At 58.8% G+C, this 24,860-nt stretch carries 18 protein-coding genes and 1 pseudogene; 7 read left to right on the plus strand and 12 right to left on the minus strand.

What is annotated here, in order from left to right:
• Positions 1-3 precede the first annotated feature (3 nt).
• Positions 4-1,203 carry an ABC transporter substrate-binding protein gene (locus EKK30_RS08475; protein WP_290983182.1) on the plus strand — a complete coding sequence of 400 codons (1,200 nt, stop codon included), beginning with the start codon at positions 4-6 and terminating at the stop codon, positions 1,201-1,203.
• A gap of 25 nt (positions 1,204-1,228) precedes the next feature.
• Positions 1,229-2,212: a PQQ-dependent catabolism-associated beta-propeller protein gene (locus tag EKK30_RS08480; RefSeq protein ID WP_290983185.1), complete on the plus strand. Its 984-nt coding sequence runs from the start codon at positions 1,229-1,231 to the stop codon at positions 2,210-2,212.
• 113 nt (positions 2,213-2,325) lie between these two features.
• On the opposite strand, the gene EKK30_RS08485 is transcribed toward EKK30_RS08480, so the two are convergent.
• On the minus strand, positions 2,326-5,055 hold the full coding sequence (locus EKK30_RS08485; protein ID WP_290983188.1) for a TonB-dependent receptor: 2,730 nt from the start codon (positions 5,053-5,055) through the stop codon (positions 2,326-2,328).
• A 1,072-nt stretch (positions 5,056-6,127) separates the two neighbouring features.
• Here EKK30_RS08485 and EKK30_RS08490 point away from each other — a divergent pair.
• Positions 6,128-7,708 (plus strand): carboxylesterase/lipase family protein, encoded by a 1,581-nt coding sequence (locus EKK30_RS08490; RefSeq protein WP_290983191.1) that lies wholly within the window; start codon positions 6,128-6,130, stop codon positions 7,706-7,708.
• Positions 7,709-7,773: 65 nt separating this feature from the next.
• On the opposite strand, the pseudogene EKK30_RS08495 reads toward EKK30_RS08490, so the two are convergent.
• Both EKK30_RS08495 and glpK read right to left on the minus strand, forming a co-directional pair.
• A pseudogene (locus EKK30_RS08495) lies at positions 7,774-7,962 on the minus strand (helix-turn-helix domain-containing protein); the annotation flags it as partial.
• 136 nt (positions 7,963-8,098) lie between these two features.
• Positions 8,099-9,586 (minus strand): glycerol kinase GlpK, encoded by a 1,488-nt coding sequence (gene glpK / locus EKK30_RS08500; protein WP_290983193.1) that lies wholly within the window; start codon positions 9,584-9,586, stop codon positions 8,099-8,101.
• Between the two features lie 463 nt (positions 9,587-10,049).
• Here glpK and EKK30_RS08505 point away from each other — a divergent pair, with 463 nt between their 5' ends.
• The 3 genes from EKK30_RS08505 to EKK30_RS08515 all read left to right on the plus strand — a co-directional run bounded on the left by EKK30_RS08505 (position 10,050) and on the right by EKK30_RS08515 (position 15,463).
• Positions 10,050-10,814, plus strand: a complete 765-nt coding sequence (locus tag EKK30_RS08505; protein WP_290983196.1) for a DUF4239 domain-containing protein — start codon at positions 10,050-10,052, stop codon at positions 10,812-10,814.
• Between the two features lie 489 nt (positions 10,815-11,303).
• The gene (locus tag EKK30_RS08510) at positions 11,304-12,413 is read left to right on the plus strand and encodes an efflux RND transporter periplasmic adaptor subunit (RefSeq protein WP_290983199.1); all 1,110 of its coding nucleotides are present in this window, start codon (positions 11,304-11,306) and stop codon (positions 12,411-12,413) included.
• Entirely contained in the window at positions 12,410-15,463 is a 3,054-nt protein-coding gene (locus EKK30_RS08515; protein WP_290983201.1) for an efflux RND transporter permease subunit, read from the plus strand. Before EKK30_RS08510 ends, EKK30_RS08515 begins: the two co-directional genes overlap by 4 nt.
• Here the strand turns inward: EKK30_RS08515 and EKK30_RS08520 are convergent.
• From EKK30_RS08520 to EKK30_RS08560, 9 genes are all read right to left on the minus strand, one after another.
• The gene (locus tag EKK30_RS08520; RefSeq protein ID WP_290983203.1) at positions 15,460-16,911 is read right to left on the minus strand and encodes a GntP family permease; all 1,452 of its coding nucleotides are present in this window, start codon (positions 16,909-16,911) and stop codon (positions 15,460-15,462) included. The two genes, EKK30_RS08515 and EKK30_RS08520, sit on opposite strands and share 4 nt — an antisense overlap.
• Positions 16,912-16,913: 2 nt before the next feature.
• Complete coding sequence (locus tag EKK30_RS08525) at positions 16,914-17,951, minus strand: patatin-like phospholipase family protein (protein WP_290983205.1); 1,038 nt, start codon at positions 17,949-17,951, stop codon at positions 16,914-16,916.
• 139 nt (positions 17,952-18,090) lie between these two features.
• The gene (locus EKK30_RS08530) at positions 18,091-19,716 is read right to left on the minus strand and encodes a proton-conducting transporter membrane subunit (RefSeq protein ID WP_290983208.1); all 1,626 of its coding nucleotides are present in this window, start codon (positions 19,714-19,716) and stop codon (positions 18,091-18,093) included.
• Positions 19,713-21,224, minus strand: coding sequence for a proton-conducting transporter membrane subunit (locus EKK30_RS08535; RefSeq protein WP_290983211.1), 1,512 nt, complete (start codon positions 21,222-21,224; stop codon positions 19,713-19,715). Before EKK30_RS08535 ends, EKK30_RS08530 begins: the two co-directional genes overlap by 4 nt.
• On the minus strand, positions 21,224-21,553 hold the full coding sequence (locus EKK30_RS08540; RefSeq protein ID WP_290983213.1) for a sodium:proton antiporter: 330 nt from the start codon (positions 21,551-21,553) through the stop codon (positions 21,224-21,226). The genes EKK30_RS08535 and EKK30_RS08540 overlap by 1 nt, the downstream gene beginning before the upstream one ends.
• Positions 21,550-22,500 carry a hydrogenase subunit MbhD domain-containing protein gene (locus EKK30_RS08545; RefSeq protein WP_290983215.1) on the minus strand — a complete coding sequence of 317 codons (951 nt, stop codon included), beginning with the start codon at positions 22,498-22,500 and terminating at the stop codon, positions 21,550-21,552. Before EKK30_RS08545 ends, EKK30_RS08540 begins: the two co-directional genes overlap by 4 nt.
• 4 nt (positions 22,501-22,504) lie before the next feature.
• Entirely contained in the window at positions 22,505-22,789 is a 285-nt protein-coding gene (locus EKK30_RS08550; RefSeq protein WP_290983218.1) for a monovalent cation/H(+) antiporter subunit G, read from the minus strand.
• Positions 22,786-23,073 (minus strand): multiple resistance and pH regulation protein F, encoded by a 288-nt coding sequence (locus EKK30_RS08555; RefSeq protein WP_290983221.1) that lies wholly within the window; start codon positions 23,071-23,073, stop codon positions 22,786-22,788. Before EKK30_RS08555 ends, EKK30_RS08550 begins: the two co-directional genes overlap by 4 nt.
• Complete coding sequence (locus EKK30_RS08560) at positions 23,066-23,539, minus strand: Na+/H+ antiporter subunit E (protein WP_290983223.1); 474 nt, start codon at positions 23,537-23,539, stop codon at positions 23,066-23,068. Before EKK30_RS08560 ends, EKK30_RS08555 begins: the two co-directional genes overlap by 8 nt.
• A 695-nt stretch (positions 23,540-24,234) precedes the next feature.
• On the opposite strand from EKK30_RS08560, the gene EKK30_RS08565 reads away from it, so the two are divergent.
• A complete protein-coding gene (locus EKK30_RS08565) occupies positions 24,235-24,798 on the plus strand; it encodes a dihydrofolate reductase family protein (RefSeq protein ID WP_290983224.1) in 564 nt (187 codons plus the stop codon).
• Positions 24,799-24,860: the final 62 nt, after the last annotated feature.

Genomic DNA, 24,860 nt, shown 5'->3' on the forward strand with positions numbered 1-24,860 from the left:
AATATGCGTACCCCATGCCTTGCCCTGTTGCTGTCGCTTATCCTGACGGCAACAGCCAGCGCTAGTCCCGCGCAACCGTCCGCGCTCGACGTCACCATAGGGTATCTTGGTCGCGATTATCGTGAGCCGCTTCCCGTATCCCTCGTCGAACCGGCTGTAAGCGATGAGGGTGTTCAAGGCGCGCGACTAGGCTTGAGCGACAACGCAGCCACGGGCCGGTTTCTCAACCAAACCTACCAACTTCAAGAACGGATCACTCCGCGCAACGGTGACGTTGCCGCTGACGCCAAAGAGCTCCTGAAGGTTACAAAGCTTATTGTGGCGGATCTCGAGCCGGAGGATCTGCTCCGCGTTGCCGATCTCCCTGAGGCGCGCGGCGCGATCATCATCAATGCCCGCTCGAGTGATGATGACCTTAGGGGCAAGGATTGCCGTCAGAACGTATTCCATGTCGCTCCCAGTTGGGCCATGAGGGCGGACGCACTCGGCCAATACATGGCGTGGAAGCGGTGGAACCATTGGTTTCTTCTCACCGGCGATGCAAAAGCCGACGCGCAATATGCTCAGTCACTGAAGCGCGCGGCGAAAAAATTCGGAAGTCTCATCGCCGAAGAGCGAAAAATCGCTTTTGATCCCGGAAACCGCAATTCCGAAACGGGTCACCAGCAGATCCAGACCCAGATCCCAATGAGGACGCAATCGCCGCCGCAGCATGACATCGTCTTCGTGGCAGATACCGACGATAGCTTTGGTGATTATCTCCTGTGGCGCACGTCGGTCCCCAAACCGGTCGCAGGGACGCAAGGACTCGTCGCGGTGGCGTGGTCGCCCGTCTACGAAGAGTATGGCGGCATTCAATTGCAAACGCGCTTTCGCGCGAAGTCAAAGCGCGCCATGACTGAAAGGGACTACTTGGCTTGGCTCGCCGTTCGCGTATTTGGCGAGGCGCTCACGCGGTCCGGCCAAACGGATGCTGCCGGCTGGCGCACTTATATCATGTCGAAGCCATTTCAAGTCGCCGGCTTTAAGGGCCAAGGGTTGTCGTTCCGCCCCTGGGACCGCCAGCTTCGGCAGCCCATCATTCTCACTGGTCCCAGGACGCTGGTTTCCGTTTCTCCGCAAGAAGGTTTTCTCCATCCAACTTATCTGACGGATACGCTGGGCGTCGATGAACCCGAGACGGAATGCAAGCTGCGCGGATGATAATCGCAATTGAATAGGTAAGAATATGCTGAAGCTCTCGACGCGCATGCTGATAACTTCATTGATGCTGAGCGCGGCACCCTCGGCCTTCGCCGACAGAATCTTTGTCTCCAACGAGCGAGATAATACCGTCACGGTGATCGACAGCGATACGCTGAAGGTCATCAAGACCATTCCGACGGGCAAACGCCCACGCGGCTTGGCGCTAACACCCGATTACAAGGAACTTATCATCTGTATCGGCGACGATAGCCGCCTCGATGTCATCGACACGGAGAAGCTCGAAGTTACAAAATCCTTCGCTGCGTCCGGACCTGACCCCGAACTTCTAGCGATTAGTCACAAGGGCGATCGCATTTACGTCGCGAACGAGGATGATGGCCTCGTGACTGTCATGGATAGGGCGACTGGCAACGCCATCACCGAAATTCCAGTCGGCGTCGAACCCGAGGGCATGGCCGTCTCTCCCGATGACAGCCTGGTCGTCAACACGTCGGAACAGACCAGCATGGCGCACTTCATCGACGCAAAAAGCAATAAAGTGCTTGCCAATATCCTGGTCGACACCCGCCCGCGCGAAGCAACCTTCACTAAGGACGGCAAGGAGGTTTGGGTTTCCGCGGAGGTCGGCGGTACCGTCGCCGTCATCGATACGAAAACCTATGAGATCAAGAAGAAGCTCAGCTTCGATGTTCCAGGCGTCCGACCGGAACTTATGCAGCCGATCGGCATTCGCTTTACCTTGGATGGCAAGACCGCGTTTGTTGCACTTGGACCATCCAATCGGGTTGCCGTAATCGATGCGGCGACACATGAGGTCAAGAGCTACATCCTTGTCGGCCAGCGCCCCTGGCACCTGGAGCTGAAGCCGGACGGCACGAAAATGTATGTCGCGAACGGAATGACGAACGACATCACCGTCATCGACATCGCGTCGCTTAAGGCAGAGAAGTCCGTCCCGGTCGGGCGCCTGCCCTGGGGAGTGGCTGTGAAGCCCAGCGGCAAATGATATCAAAGAGGACGGCGACCCATTGATCGCCGTCCTCAAGGATGCCATCGAGCGACGGGAAGAACATCGACTGGCAGAAAAGAGAGGGCGCAGGCAGCCGCGCCTTCCCATTATTAGAATTTTACTTTGATGCCGCCGTACGCCGCGAAGGGGATCGCAGGCGTTATCGTCCGCGCGTTGTTGGGATCATACTTGAGGCCGTTGAGAGACGGATCGGGTCCGCCGCCGCTCGACGCGCCGCTGCAGGTCGGATCGCTGCCACAGCCAGGTCCTGCCTGCTGCGCGAGCTTGGTATTAAAATAAGTTCCGTAGATGCCGTACTGCTGATCAAAGAGGTTGTCGATCAGGCCATAGACTTGGATGTGGTCGGTGACGTCGTAGGAAGTGTGCAGGTTCACCTTCGTATACCCTCCGAGCGGCTTATCGACATTTGTGTCATCGCCGTAGAAAAACTGGCTGCTCGCCGCGATCAGGTCGGCACCAAACTTCCACTTCGGCGTGATCTTGTAGTCGAAGCCGGCCTTGAACCGATGTTGCGGAATGCCCGGGATGCGATCGCCTGGCTTGATCTTCATGCACATCGCTTCTCCGTCTTCGTCGCCACCTCCTTCATCGCCGCCGCCAATTCCGAAATCATCGCACTCAGTTGTGACCTTAGGATTGTTCTCAGATGGTATGATGTTCGTCGACTGATAGGTTGCATCGATGAAAGCGTAGCTTCCGTACCAGAACCAGCGCTCGTTGCGATAAGACGCGTTGAGTTCCACACCCTGGCGCTGTGTCAGGCCAGCGTTAGCGAAGTATCCACGGCCCTGCTGCTGATCGGCAATCTGAATGATGTCATCCGAGTTCAGAGTGCGGAACCAGTTGATGCCCCAATCGAACCGCTCCTTCCCGCTCCAGGAGATGTTCTGCCCCCGGAACCCTAGCTCCCATGTCCTCGATACGACTTGCTTCAACGGCGGGTCCGAAGCCAGCGCGCTTTCGATGATGCAGGGATTTTCCGGGTCAGAACAGGCGATTTCCGAAGCTGTCGGCGCCCTGTTAGCTTCTGAATAACCGCCATAGAACGAAAGGGCCGGCGCAATTTTGTACGTGAAGCCGGCTGAAGGATTGAACCGATTGAATTCGTTCACGCCGTTGAGGGCGTTCAAAGATTCTTCGCCCGTGTTGATGATTTGAACACGAGCGTAGTTGAAGCGCCCGCCAGCCGTCACGGTCAACCGATCGGTGACGTCGAACGCATCGAGGAAGTAGATTCCAAAGTAATCGTTGAGTGTGGTGAGCGATCTTGGCGTCACCGACGATGCATCCAGATCATCTCCGAGTGAGGGATCGCCCGTCAAAGTCGGGCCCGTTACGGCAACCACGTATTTTGGCTCGAAGCTGCCGAGCTGGCTCGAAGCTTGATAGGCTACATGACCATGATCGTAGCTGCTGCCGATTATGAACTGGTTGCGATGACCGAAGAGATCCGATTTGTTCGCGGCCTGAAGCGCCACGCCAAAACTGTCCGCGTTCTGACCCGTCTTATCGATCGAGCCGAGAACGCCGTACTGATCAAGATCCGTAATCGGATTGAGCGCGCCATTTTTCCCGAGCCCAAATAGTGGAGCGCCGTCTTCCGTGCAGAGTTCCGAACCTCCGGGCGTTCCGGGCGGACATTCGTCGAATTCAGAAATGTTGCCGTCGATATGACTTTGCTTGAAGTGCCGGTAATAAGTCACGCCGGATACTGCGGTTTGCGGTGTGACCTGGACCACGCCATTCAAAGAGTACATCTGCATGTCATTGTCGGTGACTTGCGGCGACGTGAACGTGCGTGACCTTCCTGCGAAGTTGAGAAGTTCTTCCGGAACCGCAGCGGTTACGCCAACCTGGTTCGAAGCGATGGTGCTGTTGAAATGGAACTCCGCTCCATCCCCCCTCACCCCGAGGTCGAGGTAGCCACGGCGCTCTGTCGCGCTCGAGAAGTCACGGAAGCCATCGTCGTCGATCGCTTCGAATGCCCCGTATGCCGCCCAATTGCCGCTCTGCATGCCCGCTTCGGACGAAACCTGCTTGCGCCCGAACGATCCGAAGCGCGTATCAACATCAGCGCCATGGAAGTTGAAGCCGTCCTTCATGGTAATATTGACGGCGCCGCCAATGGCGTTCAGCCCGAAAATCGGATTGGTGCTCATGACCGTGATGTCGGCAATCGCCGCATCGGGGAGGAAGTCCCAGTTGACCGTATCGCCGAACGCCTCATTGATGCGCACACCGTTCTGATAAACGGCCAAGCCCTGGGGCAACCCATTCACGGGTGAAGCTTCGAAGCCGCGATATTGCACGCCGGTTTGAAACGAATTGCCTTGAAGATCGTCAACCACTACGCCAGGGATCCGATTGTTCAGCACATCCTGGGTGATGACCGAATGATCTCGCGCGATGTCGGCGGACGAGAGCGTGTTCACCGTATAGGGGATCTTGCCGACGGGCATCTCACTGCCGGGAAGCGGCGATATCTTCACGTCAGCGGGGGGCGGAGGAATCACAAAATTTGGCGCGGGACCCTGCGCTGTCGTTTGGGACGTCGGGTCGACAGATGATGGCGGCCCGGGTTGCACCTGGGGCGCAGCGGTCGTCTTCACTTTTTTCGTCGTCTTTTTAGAAGCGGGCGCCGGCTTCTGCTTTTCCTGTATGACTTGCACCTCTGGCAGCTTCTGCTGGTCTGGTGCAGTTCCCGCACTTGGAGCAGGTACCGTTGGCGCGGCAGTGCCGCCGGCCTCCTGGGCAATCACACTAGATGTCGAAAGACAGGCGAGCGTTGCTGCCGCGATACATATTTTGACTGGTTTCATCCCCTGACCCCCACGTGAGCGCTCCGCGATCCGCTTTATCTCTCCGTAATCAGCTTCCCCCAGTTGAAGCTTAGGATCGAAAAGCGGAGCGAGATCAGAGATTTGGCCGTCTTGTTGCGCCTTCTGCCTGACTCGCAGGGACAGGGTCGGCAATAGGCACCGCGGGATGGAATTCCAAAGAATCCCAGAAGATAGGGAATTAATCTCCAGATTGTTGACGGCATCACTCACGCAAAACGCCTCGGCCGTTTCCGACCGAGGCGCCGCTCCGACGAGCAGAAGATGTATCTGAACCGTTCGTGCGGCAGTTGTGTGTAGCTAAAGCTTTCTCCCAGGCCCGTGCCAAGGCGATAATAATTACAAGTCCGAAGACGAGTTCGCTGGCCAGCAGCAGCAAAGGTCCATAAGCGCTCGGGTCCATTCAAACGAACTCGCACGCAGCTAGGTGAACCCATGCCGCAACCGCTGCGGCAGGGATCCAACTGTCTTCGCAAGTGCGGCCCGTGGGCAGTAGCATGCCGTCGTGCCCGGGGAGTCGGCGGCAGCGCATCGCGGATACATTCCTTAGGCTCGGCATTTTGCCAAAAGCGATCAAAGTGAGCGATATCGTCTGGCGCCCGGGCTCATAACTCTTCTATGTGATCTCCAGGTTTCTTTGTTTTTCCGTTTTGCGGAGCGTTGGCCTGATATCGCAGACGGCGATATTTCGCAGACACTGTGGGCTTCGTTGCTGTGATCGCTCAGGTCAATGGCTCACCTGCTGCGGGATGAAAGCGTACACTATCGAAACGAAGACTCGACAGCTTCCTTGGACTCAAACACCCGCGCTCTTCCCTCAGGGCTCCGTCCGCGCGTTGGCGGCTTCCCGTTTCATGGAACACTCGTCCGTTCACATCGCGCGTTAGAGTCGGCCGCGTGGGACGAGGTGGTACTGGCGCACTCGATCAGGGGTTTCGGGCCGCCCTTCAGACTTTAAAGCTTGCCCCCTGCGCCGCTCCGATCGCTGACGTTATCGTCAGTCTTGAACCCGTCGTCCTTTCGCGAGATGTTTGGTCTTTTGGGGGGAGTTGGGATGCTGCGGCTAAGCGTTTCCTTGATGGCTCGACGTTTGACCTCAATGGCGATCGCAGCGTTGCTTGCGTGCTTGGCAGTCAGCGATTCCGCTGAGGCGGCGGAGCCGACCGTCGCAACCCAATCCGGCCGCGTCCAAGGCGTGACTCACGGCCTGGTGACGTCGTTCAAAGGCATCCCCTTCGCCGCGCCACCCGTCGGCGATCTCAGATGGCGTGATCCGCGCCCCGTAGCGCCCTGGAAGGGTGTTCGCATGGCCGACGCCTACGGCGCCAATTGCATGCAGGCCGCGGCGCCCCCAGGCATCATCGGACAGGATAAGCCGCGGCCTATGAGCGAAGACTGTCTCTATCTGAACGTGTGGACACCGAAGCCGAAGGCGGACGCTGGCCTGCCGGTCATGGTTTGGATTCATGGCGGCGCTTACGTCATCGGTTCGGGCGCTCTCGCCAACACCGACGGCTCGGCGTTGGCGGGTAAAGGTGCCGTCGTCGTCTCGTTCAACTATAGATTACGGCAGTTCGGATTCTTTTCGCACCCAGCGATTTCGGGCAACAGCGTCGAGACGACGGCGAACTTTGGACTGCTCGATCAGATCGCGGCGCTGAAATGGGTGAAGCGGAATATCGCCAATTTCGGAGGCGATCCCGACAACGTCACGATATTCGGGGAATCCGCCGGGGCCAAGAGCGTGCTCGCGCTGTTCGCCTCGCCACTGGCTTACGGCCTCTTCTCTAAGGGAATTGCGGAAAGCTCTTACCTAATCCCCGACATGACGCGCGAGAAAGCCGTTGAAATGAGCGTCAAAATCTCCGACGCCGTGGGTCTCCCCGGCGCAAGCGCGACCGCAAAGCAATTGCGTGACGTGCCGGCCGAGAAGCTCGTCGCGCTCGAAGGGAAAGGCTTGTCCAACGCGCCCGTCCCCATCAGCGGCGACAAAGTGCTCCCGCGTTCGATCGACGCCGTGTTCCGCGCCGGTGAAGAGCAACCGCTGCCGTTAATCCTTGGCAACAATAGCGACGACGCGAGCGTCGCAGCGGCATTCGGCGTCGATCCAGCGGACGTTATCGGCAAAATCGCGGCGGCGGGCTTCGTCGTAAAGCTGCTCTATCCCGGCGTCGAGGACGAGAAGGAGCGCGCTCGGCAAGCGACCCGAGATCTCATATTCACAATGCCGGTGCGCTGGATCGCTGACCGCCACGCAAAGAAAGCACCAGTGTGGACATACTACTTCGATTATACGGCGGAGAAGCTCCGGCCGGAACGGCCGAACGGTGTGCCGCATGGCGACGAAATTCCGTATGTGTTCGACACTGGCGACCGCGATCCGGTCACGAAACCGGTGCTCACTGAAAACGATCGCGCCTTCGCGAATAAGGTCAGCGAATACTGGTTCAATTTTGCAAAAAGCAGCGCGCCGGCAGCCCAAGGCGCGCCAGCCTGGCCGCGCGACACGCGCTTTGTCGATCGTACACTCATTCTCGCTGACCCGATCGAGGCGAAAGAGAATTTCATGAAGATCCGGCTCGACGTGATGATAGGAATGACAAAGATCGTCGGCGCAGTCGCAGGGCCGCGTTAACGCGGTTGTCTGAAGCTGGCCCTTAGGATCAACTAGGAATAACGGCATTCTGCCAGCAGCATCATTTAGTTTTTGCTGTCGCCCTTACGCCGCTCTGTGCGGTAGCGACCTGGGGACAGGCCATGGTGCCGACGGAACAGCTTCGAGAATGCCGCGCTTGTTTCGTAGCCAACGCGGCTCGCGATTCTCGCTTTGGCCTCATCGGACGATTGGAGCAGAAACGCGGCCTCCGCCATCCGGCGCGCGATCAAGAACAGGGTTTGTGAGGGTCAAAGATCTCATCAGAGCTTTTTTTGCGAAGGGGAATGCACAAGGTCACTCATTCCTCAAGCATTTCACCCGTGATCACTGCTCGGAAAGCAACCTAACGCAGTCTTAGGGCAACCCGAGCTAGCGCGGTCGCCGAACACGATCAATGGCGTCTCGCCAACCGGCCCACTTGCGAGCCCGCTTCGCGGCATCCATTGTCGGTGAAAAGCGTCTGTCTAACCGCCAGCTCGCAGAAAACCCGGCAGGGTCTGGGCAAATGCCTGCTTGATAGCCAGCGAGATACGCTGCACCGAGCGACGTGGTCTCCCTCACGACTGGGCGATCAACTGGCGCGTCCAGAATGTCGGCCACAAACTGCATGGTCACATCGCTCGCAGTCATTCCGCCGTCGATGCGCAGCACCGTTTCGGATAGTGCAGGACAGTCTGCGTGCATCGCTTCCAAAAGGTCGCGGGTCTGATAACCCACGGATTCAAGCGCCGCCAACGCGATCTCGGCGGGCCCGGAATTGCGCGTTAGTCCAAACAACGCGCCACGCGCTTCGGCGTCCCAATAGGGCGCCCCTAGCCCTACGAACGCCGGAACGAGATAGACTTCCTCTTGGGGATCGGCTTTTTTCGCGAGCGCGTCAGCCTCTGCTGACCGGGAGATCATATGGAGACCATCGCGAAGCAACTGTACGGCTGCTCCAGCAATAAAGAGCGCTCCTTCCAGCGCGTAGGTTCGCTCTCCACTGAACTGATATGCGATGGTGGTGAGTAGGCGATGACGCGAATAGACCAGATTGGTGCCTGTATTGAGCAACAGGAAGCAACCGGTCCCGTATGTGACCTTCATCATGCCTGGCGTAAAGCACCCCTGCCCGATGGTCGCCGCTTGCTGATCACCTGCGATCCCGCAAACCCGGATTGCACCTCCGAAGAGTTCTGGCAACGTCTCGCCGAAGTTTGCAGCGCAATCTCGAACTTCCGGCAGTAATCCCACGGGAATTGCGAACTGGCTACACAGCTCCTTATCCCATCCGCCGCGCGCGATGTTGAAGAGGAGCGTCCGCGACGCGTTGGTCGCATCGGTTGCGTGGACCTTCCCGCCAGTAAGACGCCAAAGCAAAAACGAATCCACAGTTCCAAATGCGAGCCTTCCTTGCTCTGCAAGAACGCGAGCGCCGCTCACGTTATCCAACAGCCACGCGATCTTGGTCGCCGAGAAATAGGGATCGACTAAGAGTCCACTCTTCTCGGTGATGCCAAGTTCAAGGCCCGAGGTTCGCATGGCGGTACAGGCGTCAGCCGTTCGTCGGTCCTGCCATACGATCGCATTGTGGATCGGCTTGTCCGTGGCCCGATCCCAGAGGATGGTGGTCTCGCGCTGGTTCGTGATCCCAATCCCGGCGACATCACTAGCGCTAATGCCGGCAACTGACATCGCTTCTCGGACGGTTGCGACCACCGCCGACCAGATTTCCTCAGCGTCGTGCTCGACCCATCCCGGAGCAGGATAGATTTGCCGTAACTCCTTCTGCGCCGATGCGACGGGCGAGAGCCTTCCGTCGAATACCGTCGCCCGCGTCGAGGTCGTGCCCTGGTCGATGGCAATAATGTGGGTCATGCGATGCCAAAAATTTGCAAGCGTTGCGGAGCGAAGCACGGGGTCTGAGCGGAAACTTACTCTGTTCGTTGGTGCATTGAAGCGGCCATTTTTATCGCACCGTGGGATCGCACCGGAAGCAAAATGCAAGGGATGGATGAGAGCAAATATCTCCTTGTTTTTATGGGCGATCCCGGCAGGATTCGAACCTGCTGATGACGGTCGCATGTCCCTTGTCAACGACGAGCGGGCGAACCCGGTTCTTCTGCTAAGGGCCAATTGCTGCCATGCAAATCGAAAGTGTGTTACTCACCGTGCTTAATTATTTGAGTTCGGCAGCGGTCAATCTTAAGCTGACTACTGGCGCTTGAGCAGGACTAGGATCAGTTGCCCATTAAGGATGAGCAAAGGGAAGTAACCCGATCGGCACGATAATCACTAAACAAAAGCTTTGCCGACCCATCACCAGCTTAGCCGACGAATCATGAGCTCCCTTGCAATCGGCGCGACAGTCTTTGCCTGCACCTTCGGCGGTGCAATTATCGGATTGCTTCTGCGGGGTTTTCTTCCAGAGCGCCACCTCAACGCTGAAACCAAGGACGTAATCAAGTTTGCGATCGGCATAATCGGCACGATGGCAGCTCTCGTACTCGGGCTCTTGGTCGGATCTGCAAAGGCGACGTTTGACACGCAGAGAGATGGCTTAGCGCAGCTCTCAGCGAGCGTAATCTATCTCGACCGCATTCTCGCCCACTATGGGCCAGAAGCACGCGAACCACGCCAGACGCTTCGAGATTCACTGGCCGATATGATGGATAAGACTTGGCCACATCTCTCTCCCAACGGCACACAGGCAGGCGCCACATCCGACACGTCGGGTCGTTACGAGGTTATGTTCGATCAGGTGCAAGCATTGACACCGAGGACCGATGCGCAACGGGTACTGCAGACATCCGCGTTAGATATTCTTAAAGACATTGCAAAGACCCGCTGGTCACTCTTCGCGCACCAAAACGGCTCGATTTCCCTACCCTTCTTCGTTGTTGTGGTTTCGTGGTTTGCACTCATCTTGGCGGCCTTCGGATTGTTCGCCCCGCCAAACGCGGTGGTAGTCGCTGCGCTTCTCGTTTCTTCACTGGTGCTTTCGAGCGCAATTTTTCTTGTTTCAGAGCTTGACCGCCCTTTCCATGGCATCATTCAGATTTCAAGCGCGCCGCTTCAAAATGCGCTCAGTGAGCTTGGCAAATAGCTTATCAACCGGCCCCTTGGTCGGATATTCTTCGCGCAGGAGATGCCGCTCAGAGCGAAGGTGCGCCGCTCGATGTTTTGAGGCAAGGAATTTCGCTTAACGAAATTTACTCGACGTTTAATTCGACTCCTATTCGATGAGCGAAATTCTGCCGCGTGAAGTTTCTGGGCGTTTTGGCTGCTCAAAACATGAGACCGGTCATCCCTCGTTTCATGGAGTCTCTAAATGGCGTCTCAGCTTAAAACTCGCCGGGCGCCACCGTTGAATGTCAAGGAAGCCGCAGAGCGCTGCAATCTCACCGAGCATCAGATGCGGCGGAACATCGAGAGCAGGCGCCTGCGTGCGGTCCGCCTATGGCGCGCTGTCAGAATCCACCCTGAGCACTCCGACGTGAAGCTGGTTCAGAAAAAAAATTGCGACCGACTATTTCGCCGACGGTCAAAGTGAGATTTGATCCTTTTGCAGACAAAATGCGCTAGGAGGCATTGCATGGCTCTCTCCCTATCGCCCGCCGCTTGGTGCCGGTGGCGGGCTTGGCAGCTCCTCTTACCGGCAGTCTCCATATTTCTCGTGGGATGCGGGCCAGAAGCGGAAAGCCCGAATGACCAGGTGCGTCCGGTACGGACCGTCGTAGCGCGGAAAAGCGAGCTTGGCGAAACGGTCACGCTGACGGGGCAAATTCAGGCTGAGAACGAAGTGTCTCTGGCGTTTCGCATCGGTGGCCGCATCATCGAAAGGTCTGTGGGCGTCGGCGACCATGTCGACCCGGAACAGATCCTGGCGAAGCTCGATCCTCAAGACGAATTGAACGCGCTGCGCTCTGCAAGGGCGGCATTGTCGGCGGCAGAAGGACAGTTGGTCGAGGCGCAGAATACCTACGACCGGCAAAGCGAGCTTTTGCGGCGCGGGCACACGACCCGCGTCTTGTACGATCAGGCCCAGCAAAGCCTGCGCACCGCCCAGTCGCGCGAGGACGACGCGCAGGCACGGTTGGAGATCGCGCAAGACCGGGTTAGCTTCACCGAACTCAGGGCGAACGTGACGGGAACTGTTACGGCTCGTTCCGCCGAATCCGGAGAAGTGGTTCAGCCCGGACAGACGGTCTTTCGCGTTGCGCGGGTCGAGGGGCGAGACGCGGTGTTTGATGTTCCGGCGCAGATCATTCACTCCGCGCCGCCCAATCCGGAGATCACCGTTACTCTCACGGACGATCCATCCGTCAAGGCCAAGGGGTGGGTTCGCCAAGTCGATCCGGAAGCGGATCCGGTTACGCGAACGTTTCGGGTCCGCGTTAGCCTCATCGATCCGCCCGGCACGATGCGCCTAGGGACCACGGTAACAGGGAGCATGCGGCAGAAGTCGGTGCCAGCGATATCGATACCTGCAACGGCGTTGACGAGAAGCAATGGGCAGCCGGCGGTTTGGATTCTTGATCCAGAGAACCTCACCGTATCGCTGCGTAATGTCGAAGCGGTGAGCTTCGATCCATCGTCGGTGGTCGTCGCACATGGGTTGAGCGAAGGCGACATCTTGGTGACCGCCGGCGTTCAAGCGTTGCATCCCGGTCAGAAGGTGCGTTTGCTTGGAGCATCTTCGTGAGCGGGCTCAACCTCTCCGAATGGGCATTGAAGCATCGCTCGTTCACCGTCTTCTTGATGATCGCGGTGACGCTAGCGGGCCTGTCTTCCTATTTTTCTCTCGGACGGGCCGAGGACCCGCCCTTCACGTTTCGAGCCATGGTCGTGCAGGCTTCCTGGCCGGGTGCCACGCTCCAGGACACGTTGCTGCAAGTCACCGAGCGCATCGAACGCAAGCTACAGGAGACGCGCGGCCTCGATTTTCTTCGCAGCTATACCAAGCCCGGATTGACCACAATCTTCGTCAACCTAAAAGGCTCGACGAAAGCCGCGGATGTGCCGGACATCTGGTATCAGGTGAGGAAGAATATCGGAGACATCCGCGCTACACTCCCACAGGGCGTGGTGGGCCCAGGTTTCAACGATGATTTCGGCGACACCTTCGGATTGATCTACGGCTTTACCGCCGACGGATTTTCACACCGGGAGCTTCGCGATTATGTCGAGGAGATGCGTTCGCGACTCCTGCAGGTGCCGGATGTCGCCAAGATCGATGTGTTGGGCGCGCAGGACGAGCAGATCTATGTCGAGTTCTCGACACAAAAGCTGGCGGGCCTCGGTATCGATCGCTCCGCGCTCATCGCGGCCCTTCAGGCGCAAAATTCGGTTAGTCCTGCCGGCACGCTCGAGACCGGCGACGAAAAGGTCGTGTTGCGCGTATCGGGATCGTTTCGGTCAGAAGAGGACATTCTAAGTGCGAACTTCTTCTCCAATGGCCGGCTGATCCGATTGCGTGACATCGCCGAGGTCCGGCGGGCATTTACCGATCCGCCGCAGCCGATGTTTCGGGTCAATGGGAAATCTGCGATCGGTCTTGCCATTTCGATGCGCGATGGCGGCGACATCCTTGCGCTTGGTCGAAACGTGAAGAAGGCCATTCACGAGAGCATGGCCGACGTGCCGATCGGGATTGACGCAACGCTGGTGTCCGATCAACCGGTAGTCGTCAAGACGGCGATCAGCGAATTCACCGAGTCCCTTTGGCAGGCGATCGCGATCATCATGATCGTCAGTATCATCAGTTTGGGGTTCCGGCCGGGCGCCATCGTCGCGTTATCGATTCCGCTGACCATGGCGATCATTTTCCCGATCATGCAGTGGCTTCAAATCGACCTACAGCGCATCTCGCTCGGCGCGCTCATCATTGCGCTCGGTCTGCTTGTCGACGACGCGATGACAACCATCGATGTCATGACCTCGCGCTTGGCTGCCGGTGACAGCAAGGAACAGTCCGCGACCTTCGCCTACAAGACGTTGGCTTTCCCGATGCTGACCGGCTCCTTTGTGACCGCGGCAGGATTCGTGCCGATCGGATTCGCGCAGAGCACCGCCGGAGAATACACGTTTTCGATCTTCGCCGTCGTGACGATCGCGCTGATCGTATCCTGGTTTGTCGCGGTTTTGTTTGCTCCGCTCCTCGGTGTCTGGCTTCTGAAAGCCCCGGATTCGTCCGAACCCAAAAAGGAGAGCGCGGTCGTTGCGATGTTCCACAAGATCGTCGTCGGCGCGATGCGGATGCGATGGCTGACGATTGGCGTAACGCTCGGGCTGTTCGCCATTTCTCTGTTGCTCCTGCCGCTTGTTCCGCGCCAGTTCTTTCCCGCCTCCGATAGACCTGAGCTCGTTGTTGATCTGACGCTGCCGCAAAACGCGTCCATCTTCGCGAGCGAGCAGGCCGCAGCGAAACTCGAAGACATTCTCAAAGACGATCCGGACGTCGCGAGCTGGAGCTTTTATGTCGGGCGCGGCGCCGTCCGCTTCTATCTTCCCTTGGACGTTCGGCTGGCGAACGATTTCTTTTCGCAGGCTGTCGTCATTGCGAAGGACGTGGCCGCGCGAGACCAACTGCATACCAAGCTGGAAAAGGTTCTGGCCGAGAAACTGCCCACCGCGGTCGTGCGCGTTTCGCCTTTGGAGCTCGGCCCGCCCGTCGGTTGGCCGGTCCAGTACCGGGTGAGTGGACCCGAGATAGAAAAGGTTCGCGCCATTGCCCTGCAACTGGGGCAGGTCCTCGGGGCCGATCCCGATGTGCGCCATGTGAATTTCGATTGGATGGAGCCGGCGCGCAAAGTCCGGATTCAGATCGATCAGGATCAAGCGCGAATTTTGGGGCTGAGTTCGCAGACGTTGGCCGAGGTACTCAATACCGTCACGACCGGCACGCCCATCACGCAGGTCCGCGACGATATTTATCTCGTCAACGTCGTCACGCGCGCCCTCGACGAGCAACGGGTTTCGCTTTCGACTTTGCGATCCTTGCAACTTCCATTGGCGAACGGTCGGACCGTGCCGCTCAGCCAAGTGGCGACCTTCGACTTCGAGCAGGAGTATCCTCTGATTTGGCGGCGGCAACGTCTGCCGACACTGACCGTGCAGGCCGACGTCGCCCCGGGTTTAACCGCGGAAGCGGCCGTTACCAGGCTTGGTCCTGCGGTCAAGAAGCTCAGCGGCAGCGTACCGGCCGGCTATCATATCGCCGTGGGAGGTACCGTGGAGGAGAGCGCCAAGTCGCAGGCCTCGGTGTTTGCCCAGTTACCGCTGATGCTCTTTCTCATGCTGTTTTTCTTGATGGCGCAACTGCAAAGCTTCGGCCGCTTGATCCTCGTGCTTTCTATCGTCCCGATGGGCCTCATCGGCATCGTGGCCGCGTTGCTGTTGTCGGGGCGGCCGCTGGGATTCGTTGCCATCCTCGGTATTTTGGCGCTCATGGGAATGATCGCGCGCAATGCCGTCATCCTGATCGAGCAAATCGAAACGGAACGTGCGGAGGGACGCAGCCCTTGGGACGCCGTCGTCCAAGGCGCGCTTTCGCGCTTTCGTCCCATCATGCTCACCGCGATATCGACGGTGCTCGGATTTATACCGATTGCGCCGACCGTATTCTGGGGGCCGATGGCCTTCGCAATCATGGGTGGGCTGTTCGTGGCGACATTACTGACGCTGATCGTTCTGCCGGCGCTGTATGTCGCCTGGTTTCGGATACCGGCGCCCGAGCCAGTCGCAGCCGCCTAGAACGATCCGACCAGCGTACCAAGGACAATCACGGCGGCGAGCGCCGCCAGGGCTCCAACGATCGCAACCATGACGATATCGACGTAACTCTCTTTGTGGGTCGATCCGCAAACGGCGAGCAGCGTCACGACGGCGCCGTTGTGCGGCAGGCTATCGAGCGTGCCGGCGCCGATGACCGCGACCCGGTGCAGGAGGGCCGGATCTATGCCTTGTTCCTGCGCGATTCTCAGGTAGGTCGATCCCAATGCGTCGAGCGCGATCGTAAGTCCGCCCGAAGCCGATCCGGTCAAAGAGGCAAGGACGTTCGTAGCCACAGCAAGAGAGACCAGCGGTCCGCCGCCGATGCCAAGAACCCAGTCACGGACCACCGCAAAGGCGGGAAGTGCGGCGACGACCGCGCCGAAGCCGACAAGACTGGCAACGCTGAGAACGGGGAGAGCGGCGGCGTTCGCGCCCGCGTCCATGGTTTCTCGCAGCTTCGAAAGGCGGCCGAGATTTAGGGGAATGAGAACGGCGATCGCGGCGGCGAGCGCGGTGACGACGGCCCAGACTCCACCCACGGCCGCGAGAGACGTCTCGCCCCACTCGGGCTTTGCCAAGTAAGACGCATCGAGACGGGGCAGCACAAAGAGGGACATCAGAAGATTGACGCCGATGACGATGATGAGCGGCGTTGCGGCGATTGCGATGGGCGGAGTTGTTTCGCTGATCGCGCCGTTGGGGGCCTCGATCGGGTCGAAGGCGTTTGCGGCGGTTGCGCGTTCCCGGATCTTCTCGTTCTTGGCCGCCGCTAAAGCTGCATCCGCGCGGCCTTCGTAGCCTTCTCCCGCGCTGCGCGCGCGCGCCTCAACATTCGCAAGCCACCATAGGCCAAATCCCATGGTGATTGCCGACGCGATGATGCCAAGGCCAGGCGCGGCGAACGGCGTTGTGCCGAAAAAGGGCATCGGGATTGCATTCTGTATCGCCGGGGTTCCGGGCATCATCGACATGGTGAAGGTCGAGGTTCCGAGCGCGATGGCTGCGGGCATGATCCGCTTCGGGATGGCCGCGGCGCGGAAGAGCGCATGTGCCATCGGCGCAAGCACGAAGAAGGCGACAAACAAGCTTACGCCGCCATAGGTCACGAGGGCGCCGGCAAGGACAACGGCGAGCACGGCCCGTTTGGTGCCGAGGCGTTCCGTCATGAAGCTGGCGATCGCAGAGACTGAGCCGCTATCCTCCATCAGTTTTCCGAAGAGGGCGCCGAGCAGAAATATCGGAAAGAACTGCATGACGAACTGGGCCGCGCTGCGCATGAACGTCTGCGTCAGGTGAGCGAGCAGTGGTTCTCCCGACAACAGGGCGGCAAGCAGCGCCGCGGCGGGCGCGAGCAGCAGGATGCTCCAGCCGCGGTAGGCGAAATAGATGAGTAGGCCGAGCGCAACAAGAATACCGAGCAGGCCCATTTTCATATTCCTTCGAGCAGCGCGTCGAGGTTGAGGGTGGAGCGGCGTCCCAGATCAAGGGCATGGGCGTCCAGAAAGGCCTCCGCGGCCTTCACTCCCTCGCCATGGAGATATTCGAAGAAGGCCCATTCCGCGTTGAGCTTCGAGGATGCGCCGAGTTCAGCCATGATGTCGTTGCGCACCATGTGAAGCCGCATCCGCGCCCACCGTCGCCCCTCGCCGTCGCCCGGATCAGCCACCTTGCGCAACAGCGCCATCATCTTGAGTTCTTTCAGGGCCGACGAATTGAACGACACTTCGTTCAGACGATTGAGAATTTCGCTTGCCGAGCGCGGTATGCCGGGCCGCTCGATCGGATTGATCGGAATAAGGATGGTGTCATCGGATTCACACTCCTGCACGAGGGTTGCGAGTGTCGGATTGCCGGAGTAGCCGCCGTCCCAATAGGCTTCGCCGTCAATCTCAATCGCTTGAAACAACGTTGGCAGACAGGCGGACGCGAGAAGCACGTCAGGTGTGACGGCGGCGTTCTTGAAGACCTTGCCACGCCCCGTGCGCACGTTGGTCGCCGTGACGAAGAGGTGGATCGGCGCTTCTGCCAACAGGTCGAAATCTATGAGTTCGGCAAGGATATCGCGGAGCGGATTACTCCCGAAGGGATTGATGTCGTAGGGCGAGACGAGACGGGACATCAGATCCATGGCAACGTACATCGGGGAAGAATCGAGCGTCCAACGGCCGAGCAGCACGTCAAGCGGTCCGCGCTGAAATGGACTGAAGCGCGATGCCTCAGCGACCTTGCGCCAAAACTCTGCAAGCGCCTCGCGCGCGCCTTCCGCCCCGCCCTTGTGATGACCATGGACGAGAATTGCAGCGTTCATCGCGCCCGCCGAGGTGCCCGACACGCCGTCGATTTTCAGCCATGGCTCCTGCAGCAGCCGGTCGAGAACCCCCCACGTGAACGCACCATGCGAGCCGCCGCCCTGCAGAGCGAGATCGACGAGGACCGGTGCGCGCGCAAATGTTTTATTTTTTGGCATTGCACCTCGCTGCGATCGTTTAAGGCAAATTGATAGAGATCACTGTTGGTCTTCACGAACTGTCGGAACGCGCTGAAGACAGCCGATAACAAGTATATCGACATTTCAATTCGTTGACCGATTAATTCACGACGTGCCGTTAACGGCTGGCCCGCGCCGCTGCAGCAAGCAGCAGCGCGATGATCCCAAGCGAAATAGTCGCCGCCGGCCATTGCCGCAGACGCAAATCGAGGCGTTCGAAGGTCTCTCCGAGCCGCAAAGAAGCACGGAACGCGGCTTCCATAAGGTTGATGATGTCGCCTTCGGGAACACTTAGCAGACGGTGATCCCAGGGGCGTAATCCGTAAGCGAGCGCAGCCCCGAACAGAACTGGCCATAGCGATTTGAAGATTGCGGATGCCGTGAGCGCCTCACCGAGGCCGCCGACGACAACGGGATACAATAACCAGGGTACGACGACTGACGATATCGCCAACGCCAGCCATGATGCATCAATCGCGACTTGGGTTTTTGTCTGAGGCGATTGCTGCGCCATGCGTGCAAGCAGCATCAGAAAATGCAGCATCAGGAGCGTCGTCGCGGCCGCCGATAAATCAGCGAGTGTGCCAGCAATCCCATCTCCCAACGGCGCTTTGACGACGAGTTTCGCGAGCCATCCGCCGGTCATCGGCAAACCTGCGAGGCTCAAAGCCATGATGGCAGATAGCCACATCACGAGGGGCCGGTATTTCTGCGACGCCACAGCCGCTACGCCGATGCTAAGGAACAAAGCACCTTTCACCAGCACGTGGTGCGCGGCATAGACCGCTGAATCGAGCGCCGTACCGGGAATTGCCGAGGCGAGGCCCATCCCCATGACCGCCGCGATGACGCCCATCTGACTGATGCTCGAGTAGGCAAGAACCGTCTTCAGATTGTGCTGCGTGATCCCTACCGCGACACCATAAAACGCAGATATGAATCCTACGGCAGCCAGCGCCTCTCCCCAATCCGGAAGGGCCGTATCGAAAGGCAAAAAGCGGATCAATCCGATGACGCCGGCCTTCACGGCAGCTCCGCTCAATGCTGCGGCCGCCGGGAGAGGCGCGGCCGTATACGTGAGGGGCATCCAGCCGTGCATCGGAACGAGCGCGATTTTCAATCCGAAGCTAGCAATGATCAAAGCAAGCGCGCCATCGCGCCAAGGTGAACCGGGCAAGGCGGCAATAACGTCGTGGATTTGCAGGCTGCCGTTAGGTTCTCCGGCCGCGAGCAGCGCAAACGCTGCCAACAGAAATGCTTCGCCTAAAATGGTGAAGGCCATGTAGACGCCTGCGGCGCGCTTGGATGCGGCGTCGCCGTTACGCATGATGAGGCCAAATGCTGGAATGCTGACGAGCGCATAAAGGAGATAGAAGGTGAGAAGGTCGGCGGCGACGAATACTCCAAAACTTCCGGCCATTGTGAGCATCCAGCAGACGCTGAAGCGCACGTCGCGCGCCTCTCGACGCGCCGCTGCCAGTCCTGCGCCGATCCAGAGAATGGCGACGACCAGGAGCAGCACCCCCGCAACCTTATCGATAAAAAGCGTGTAACCGATCGCGGGCGCGGCGAACGCCGACGATTGTCCGCCAATAGTCATGAGCGCTGCGCCCAACGCTGGCAACGGCGCGATCCACAGACATGATGACAGGAAGTCGCGTCGCGCTTGTGAACCGCACAACGCCAACATGACGAGAGGAGTCGCCGGAGTTGCGATCAGAAGCACCAGACCCAACGCGTTCATGATGATCCACCGGCTACGGCTACGCGGCCAATTTGCAGGAAGTCGAAGAATGCTTTCGGCGCAAAGCCAAGGGCTATTGCGGTCAGCGCCAAGGCCAGAGCAACCGCTTCGCGACTTCGCCGGGGAGGAGCCTTCAAGTGTAAGATGTCGCTGGAAAGAGCGGGCGCCAAAACTCGGTAGAGGTAACCGGCGGCAAGGAGACCGCCGGATAGCATCACTGCTCCCCATATCGGCCGGCCGGCTTCGATCGATGCCTTGAGCAGCAGCCATTTTGCGAGGAATCCGCCGCTCGGCGGCAATCCCATCAGCGAAAGACCGCCAAGGCCGAATGCGAAGAGGGTCATCGGCATTACGGCGCCGATACCGCGTAGATCTCTGATGCGATCGTGTCCGAGAGATTCGGCAATAAGACCCGCCGCCAGGAACATCGCTGCCTTCGCAAAAGCATGCGAAAGCGTTTGCATGATACCCCCGCTCCAAGCCTCCGCGACCCAGAGGTTGGGGCCTTGCACGAGCGGAAACATAAGGAAGAGATAGCCGATCTGCGCCACCGTCGAATAGGCGATCAGAAGCTTCAGCCGCTCCTGCTGTAGCGCTAGAACACTGCCGAACAGGATTGCTGCGGAGCCGAGCGCCGCAAGAATGAAACTCACGGCCTCATGAGGCACATTCGGCAGAACGCCGAACCAAAGGCGGACAATCAAAAAGAATGAACCCTTGACGACAAGTGCCGAAAGCACAGCGCTGCAGGCCGCGGGCGCATTGGCGTGCGCAGGTGGCAGCCACAGATGCAGGGGGAAGAGAGCAGTTTTTGCGAGTAGCCCGGCCGTCATTAGTCCGGCAGCAACCCAAACGACAGGCTCGGAGCTAACGCGATCGGATAAAAGCACGATGTCGAGCGTGCCGTAGGCTCCGTAAAGCAAAGCGACGCCGAGGAGATAAAACACAGAGCCGCACAGCGCGAAGAGGAGATAGCGCAAAGCCGCGGAAATTGTTTCGGCCCGGCTATCGAGACAAACAAGAGGTACAGCGGCAAATGTCAGAAGCTCGATAGCGACATAGAGATTGAAAAGGTCGCCGCCTAAAAACACGAGATTCAACGACGCCCAGATCGCTTGTAGCAGGATCCAGAACGTCAATGGTGCGCGTGCTTCGGTTATTCCGGGGGGCGTTGCGAAAATAGCGCGTGCATAAAACCCTGCAGCGGCGACTATCAATGCTGTCGTCACAAGCATGACCGCCGAGAAGCCATCCGCGCGTAACGCGATGCCAAGAGGGGGATTGAAACCGCCTATGACATAGACGAGCGGCTGGCCGGATCGCCAGAGAAAGATTGCGATAGCTATCGCAATGCCAAATCCCGTCGGCATGAGTAGGAGCGCGATGCGTTCGGCATGTCGACCACCCGATAAAAGCGACGCCAGGATCCCGACAACCGGCAAAATGATTGCCAGCCAGAGCAGTGAACCGCCCGCCGTCGAAGCAGAGGCGATTGGCGCCGCATTCATTATTTTTCCGCCTTGTTAGACGTGTGTTCGGAGCGCAGCGAAACGGGTCCTGCAACTTCATACAGCCTCAACACGAGAGCGATCGCGAGCGCGCTCGCGGAGAACGCCACGACAATTCCCGTGATCACCATCGCTTGTGGGACCGGGTCCGCGGCAAATCCGGCAGCCGCGCCTTTACGCGCAACGATTCCAAAAAGCAGGAAGACGCCGCTTCCGATGAGATTGAATCCGAGGATTTTTCTTATGGGCTGCGGATCGGTGATCAGCCCATAAAGGCCGAGGCCGACGAGCGCTGATCCGATGAACCCTGCGAGCGTTGCTGCCGTCATTGCTGGCGCAGCCGTTTCGGCGGACCGGCAACCAAAACTGGCAGCGTCACGGCGATGGATAAGGTCATGAAGGCCTCAATAAAAAGGATCAATGGTTTGGCAAATCCAGTTGGGTAGGCAAAAACTCCGCTAGCAAAGGCGACGCCGGCGACACCGACCGCGACGAACACGGCCGGACCGGCAACAAGCACGAGCCGCAGCAATCGAGAACGGATCGACGGCATTTCGGTCAGTCCGGCCATCATCGTGATCATCCACATCGCAGCGAGAATTGCGCCGCCTTGAAATGCACCGCCCGGTTCGTCCGCACCGACCCAGACCATGTGAATGCCAATGAGTATCCCGAGGGGAGGAAGTACCTGCGCGAGCAATGCGCGCGTGCCATCGGGTTCCGCGCCGCGCGGATTTCCAGCGGCGCCGCCCCAATATTGATCGGCCGCGAGTGACCAGACGCCGACAACCGCGAGGACGAGTACGACCTTCTCCAGCATGGTATCGAACGAACGATACGAAAGAAGCACCGCCGTTATGGGATTGCCGAGACCCGTTTCCGCCAGGTGCCGAGCCGCTTCGGGAGCGAGCGTTGGACCTGGATCGGGCAGCGACAGCACGACGCCCGCAAGGACCAGCGTAACAAAAATGCACAGCGCAGCAGCGAACAAACGCAACGAAGCGCCCGGCAATTCATCATCGCCGCCGGATGCCTCGAGCTTGCGGAGACGTCCCGCCGCCCCGATCAATAAGACGCCCGTGACGCCGCTGCCGATGGCGGCTTCTGTCAGTGCTACGTCGACGGCGAACAGACGAACCCAAACGAGGGAAAGCAGCAGTCCGTAAGCGACGAAGCCGACGACCGCCGCGAACGCGTCGCGTGCGAAGACGGTCCACGCCGCCACAGCGAGCACTAGGCCGGCGAGACCGATGTCGAGTATCTGCAGTATGCTCATGGTGCTACCCGCTGCGCCGGATCGCACGCGCGATAAGCTGAGCCGATGTCGCTCCGGCCAATTGAATGAGCGCCCAGATCGCAACCAGTTTCAATGCGGCGAGAAGAGAGCCCGCATGCGGAAGCAGGCCAAGCACGATCAGCCCAACGCCAAGGTTGTCGGCTTTCGTTAGTGCGTGAAGTCGGGAAAGCGCATCTGGAAATCGCAACAACCCCGCAGTGCCTGCGAGAAAGAAAAAGGTCCCGAAGCAAATCGCGATCACACTGAAGAGATCGAGTAGAACGTTCATTCGGTGCGATCTCCCTTAGAGGTATCTGAATCTGGGGCCGCGACATTGTCCACGAAAGCGATGGCGGCGAACGCGGCAAGCAGCGCAAGGCCGAGAGCGACGTCGTCGACTCCACGAACTCCCGTCGCCGAGGCGACGAGCAGAAGTGACGTGATGCCGCCGGTTCCGAGAAGCTGTGTCGCCATGATGCGATCGGCATTCGTCGGGCCGCTGAGGACGCGCACCAGACCTACCGCCACGGTGAACAAGATTATCCCCGCTGCCGATAGAAAAAAGTCATTCATCGCTAAGCACCTGCCTGAAGAGATCTTCTTCGCGAGCGAGATCGGCCGCAACGGGTCGATCGATATCGAGACAGTGAACCAGAACGCTGCCTTCTTCGTCGGTGCCGGTCGGTAGCGTCCCCGGCAGCAAACTTGAGAGCGCGTAGAACGTGTTTCGTGCTACGCTGGAAGATAGTTGAACTCGATAAGGAACGATGCCTTGGTGCAGTCGAAGCTCACGTTCGAACGCACGTCGGGCGACGTCTATCCCTGATACGATGGATTGCCACGCAAACGTCGTCGCAAGTGTAGCAAGTCGTCCTATTCTCAGTCGCGATCTTCCCGGTGGCAGCAGAAACAGGCTGTTCCAAGTCGCCGCTGCCACTGCGGCTAATCCAATGGCAAGATCGCTTGGAGCCCATCCCGAAATCATGAGCCAGAAAATCAGGAATAGCGACGATCGGAACGCTAAGCTGCCGATTGGCATTCCGGATAGCTTTTGAGGGGCACCCAATGTTTTGTCCCTAGCAGCGAAACGGTCTTGTGCTCGCCCGTCTTACACGCGGATTGCTATTGGCATTGCTGTTTGCCGCAAAGTTATTCATCGCCAAACGAAAAACGGATTATCAGCAAACGGAGTTTTAACAAATTCTATAGCGTCAGCCAACTGGGCTCGACCGCAAAGCTTGCCAAAGGGCATGCATGAGACGGCAGCATCATTTGACCTGCGACCACAACATCCGACCTTCGTGTGTCGCATGCCATGGCCCTCAGGGCCAAGGCTCTGGCCGCCTGCCGCGGCTAAGCGGCCAATCATATTATTATGTTAAGCGGAAGCTCGATCAGTGGGGTCAAGGCTACCAAGAATTCCGCTGCGAACCAAGCACGCGAACATCGCCGACAAAACCAGACATCATCTGACGTGGCACCTCCCACAAGCGATGGCGCCTGCCTCGCCGTCCATCGTCAAGCGATTTCCTCTTCTGGGCTCGAGGGTTGCTAGACCCCGCTGGGCGCATACCGACGCGATGGTTTGAAAGTAGTCGTCTGCCTGCTCACGGTCAGGGCCACAAGGTGATGCTCTCAGAGCAAATTGTAACGGCGGCTAGGGGCCAATAGTGTGCATCTGCGCGAGTGCCAGCAGCCCATGGTACCTAGTCCGCTCTGTGATATAATTTCGCCATGGCCAAGCTCGTATTCGGAATGAACATGTCGTTGGACGGCTACGTCGACCACGACCACGATGCGTTCGCGCCTGATCCCGTGATGTTCAAATACTTTATTGAACAGACGCGCAAAGCCGCCGGCAGCATCTATGGGCGAGGCCTCTACGAGGTGATGCGCTATTGGGACGGGGACAATTGGGACCAGGACGATCCGGCGATGGGCGACGATCTGCGCGCGTTTGCGCAAGCGTGGCGGGCCATGCCGAAATGGGTGGTGTCACGTTCGCTGAAATCAGTGGGGCCGAATGCGACGTTGATCGGCGATGATGTAGAGTCGGCGGTACGAAAGCTGAAGGCCGATCTCGTCGGCGAGATCGAGGTCGGCGGACCAAAGCTAGCGGCAAGCCTTACCAAGCTTGGGCTGATCGATCAGTACCAACTCTTCCTTCATCCCGTCGTGCTTGGTCTCGGCAGGCCATTCTTCGTCGGTCCCCAGCCGCGGCTCCGACTCGTGGCCAGCGATCGCATTGGCGAGGACGTAATCAGGTTAAAATACGTCCCTGCCAAATCAGAAGGCTAATCGCTTGGCATTTCAAGTTGCAGACCCCTATCGAAGCCATTGGACAGAAAGCAGCCGCCGAA

The organism is Hyphomicrobium sp., from assembly GCF_003987855.1.
Lineage (GTDB): Bacteria > Pseudomonadota > Alphaproteobacteria > Rhizobiales > Hyphomicrobiaceae > Hyphomicrobium_B.

Coding starts and splice junctions, on each gene's coding strand:
- EKK30_RS08505 (WP_290983196.1), top strand. CDS start 10,050: ATGAGCTCCCTTGCAATCGGCGCGACAGTCTTTGCCTGCACCTTCGGC.
- EKK30_RS08490 (WP_290983191.1), top strand. CDS start 6,128: ATGCTGCGGCTAAGCGTTTCCTTGATGGCTCGACGTTTGACCTCAATG.
- EKK30_RS08485 (WP_290983188.1), bottom strand. CDS start 5,055: ATGAAACCAGTCAAAATATGTATCGCGGCAGCAACGCTCGCCTGTCTT.
- EKK30_RS08545 (WP_290983215.1), bottom strand. CDS start 22,500: ATGAGCATACTGCAGATACTCGACATCGGTCTCGCCGGCCTAGTGCTC.
- EKK30_RS08525 (WP_290983205.1), bottom strand. CDS start 17,951: ATGCCAAAAAATAAAACATTTGCGCGCGCACCGGTCCTCGTCGATCTC.
- glpK (WP_290983193.1), bottom strand. CDS start 9,586: ATGACCCACATTATTGCCATCGACCAGGGCACGACCTCGACGCGGGCG.
- EKK30_RS08565 (WP_290983224.1), top strand. CDS start 24,235: ATGGCCAAGCTCGTATTCGGAATGAACATGTCGTTGGACGGCTACGTC.
- EKK30_RS08560 (WP_290983223.1), bottom strand. CDS start 23,539: ATGCCAATCGGCAGCTTAGCGTTCCGATCGTCGCTATTCCTGATTTTC.
- EKK30_RS08550 (WP_290983218.1), bottom strand. CDS start 22,789: ATGAACGTTCTACTCGATCTCTTCAGTGTGATCGCGATTTGCTTCGGG.
- EKK30_RS08475 (WP_290983182.1), top strand. CDS start 4: ATGCGTACCCCATGCCTTGCCCTGTTGCTGTCGCTTATCCTGACGGCA.
- EKK30_RS08510 (WP_290983199.1), top strand. CDS start 11,304: ATGGCTCTCTCCCTATCGCCCGCCGCTTGGTGCCGGTGGCGGGCTTGG.
- EKK30_RS08535 (WP_290983211.1), bottom strand. CDS start 21,224: ATGAATGCGGCGCCAATCGCCTCTGCTTCGACGGCGGGCGGTTCACTG.
- EKK30_RS08480 (WP_290983185.1), top strand. CDS start 1,229: ATGCTGAAGCTCTCGACGCGCATGCTGATAACTTCATTGATGCTGAGC.
- EKK30_RS08520 (WP_290983203.1), bottom strand. CDS start 16,911: ATGGGCCTGCTCGGTATTCTTGTTGCGCTCGGCCTACTCATCTATTTC.
- EKK30_RS08540 (WP_290983213.1), bottom strand. CDS start 21,553: ATGACGGCAGCAACGCTCGCAGGGTTCATCGGATCAGCGCTCGTCGGC.
- EKK30_RS08530 (WP_290983208.1), bottom strand. CDS start 19,716: ATGAACGCGTTGGGTCTGGTGCTTCTGATCGCAACTCCGGCGACTCCT.
- EKK30_RS08555 (WP_290983221.1), bottom strand. CDS start 23,073: ATGAATGACTTTTTTCTATCGGCAGCGGGGATAATCTTGTTCACCGTG.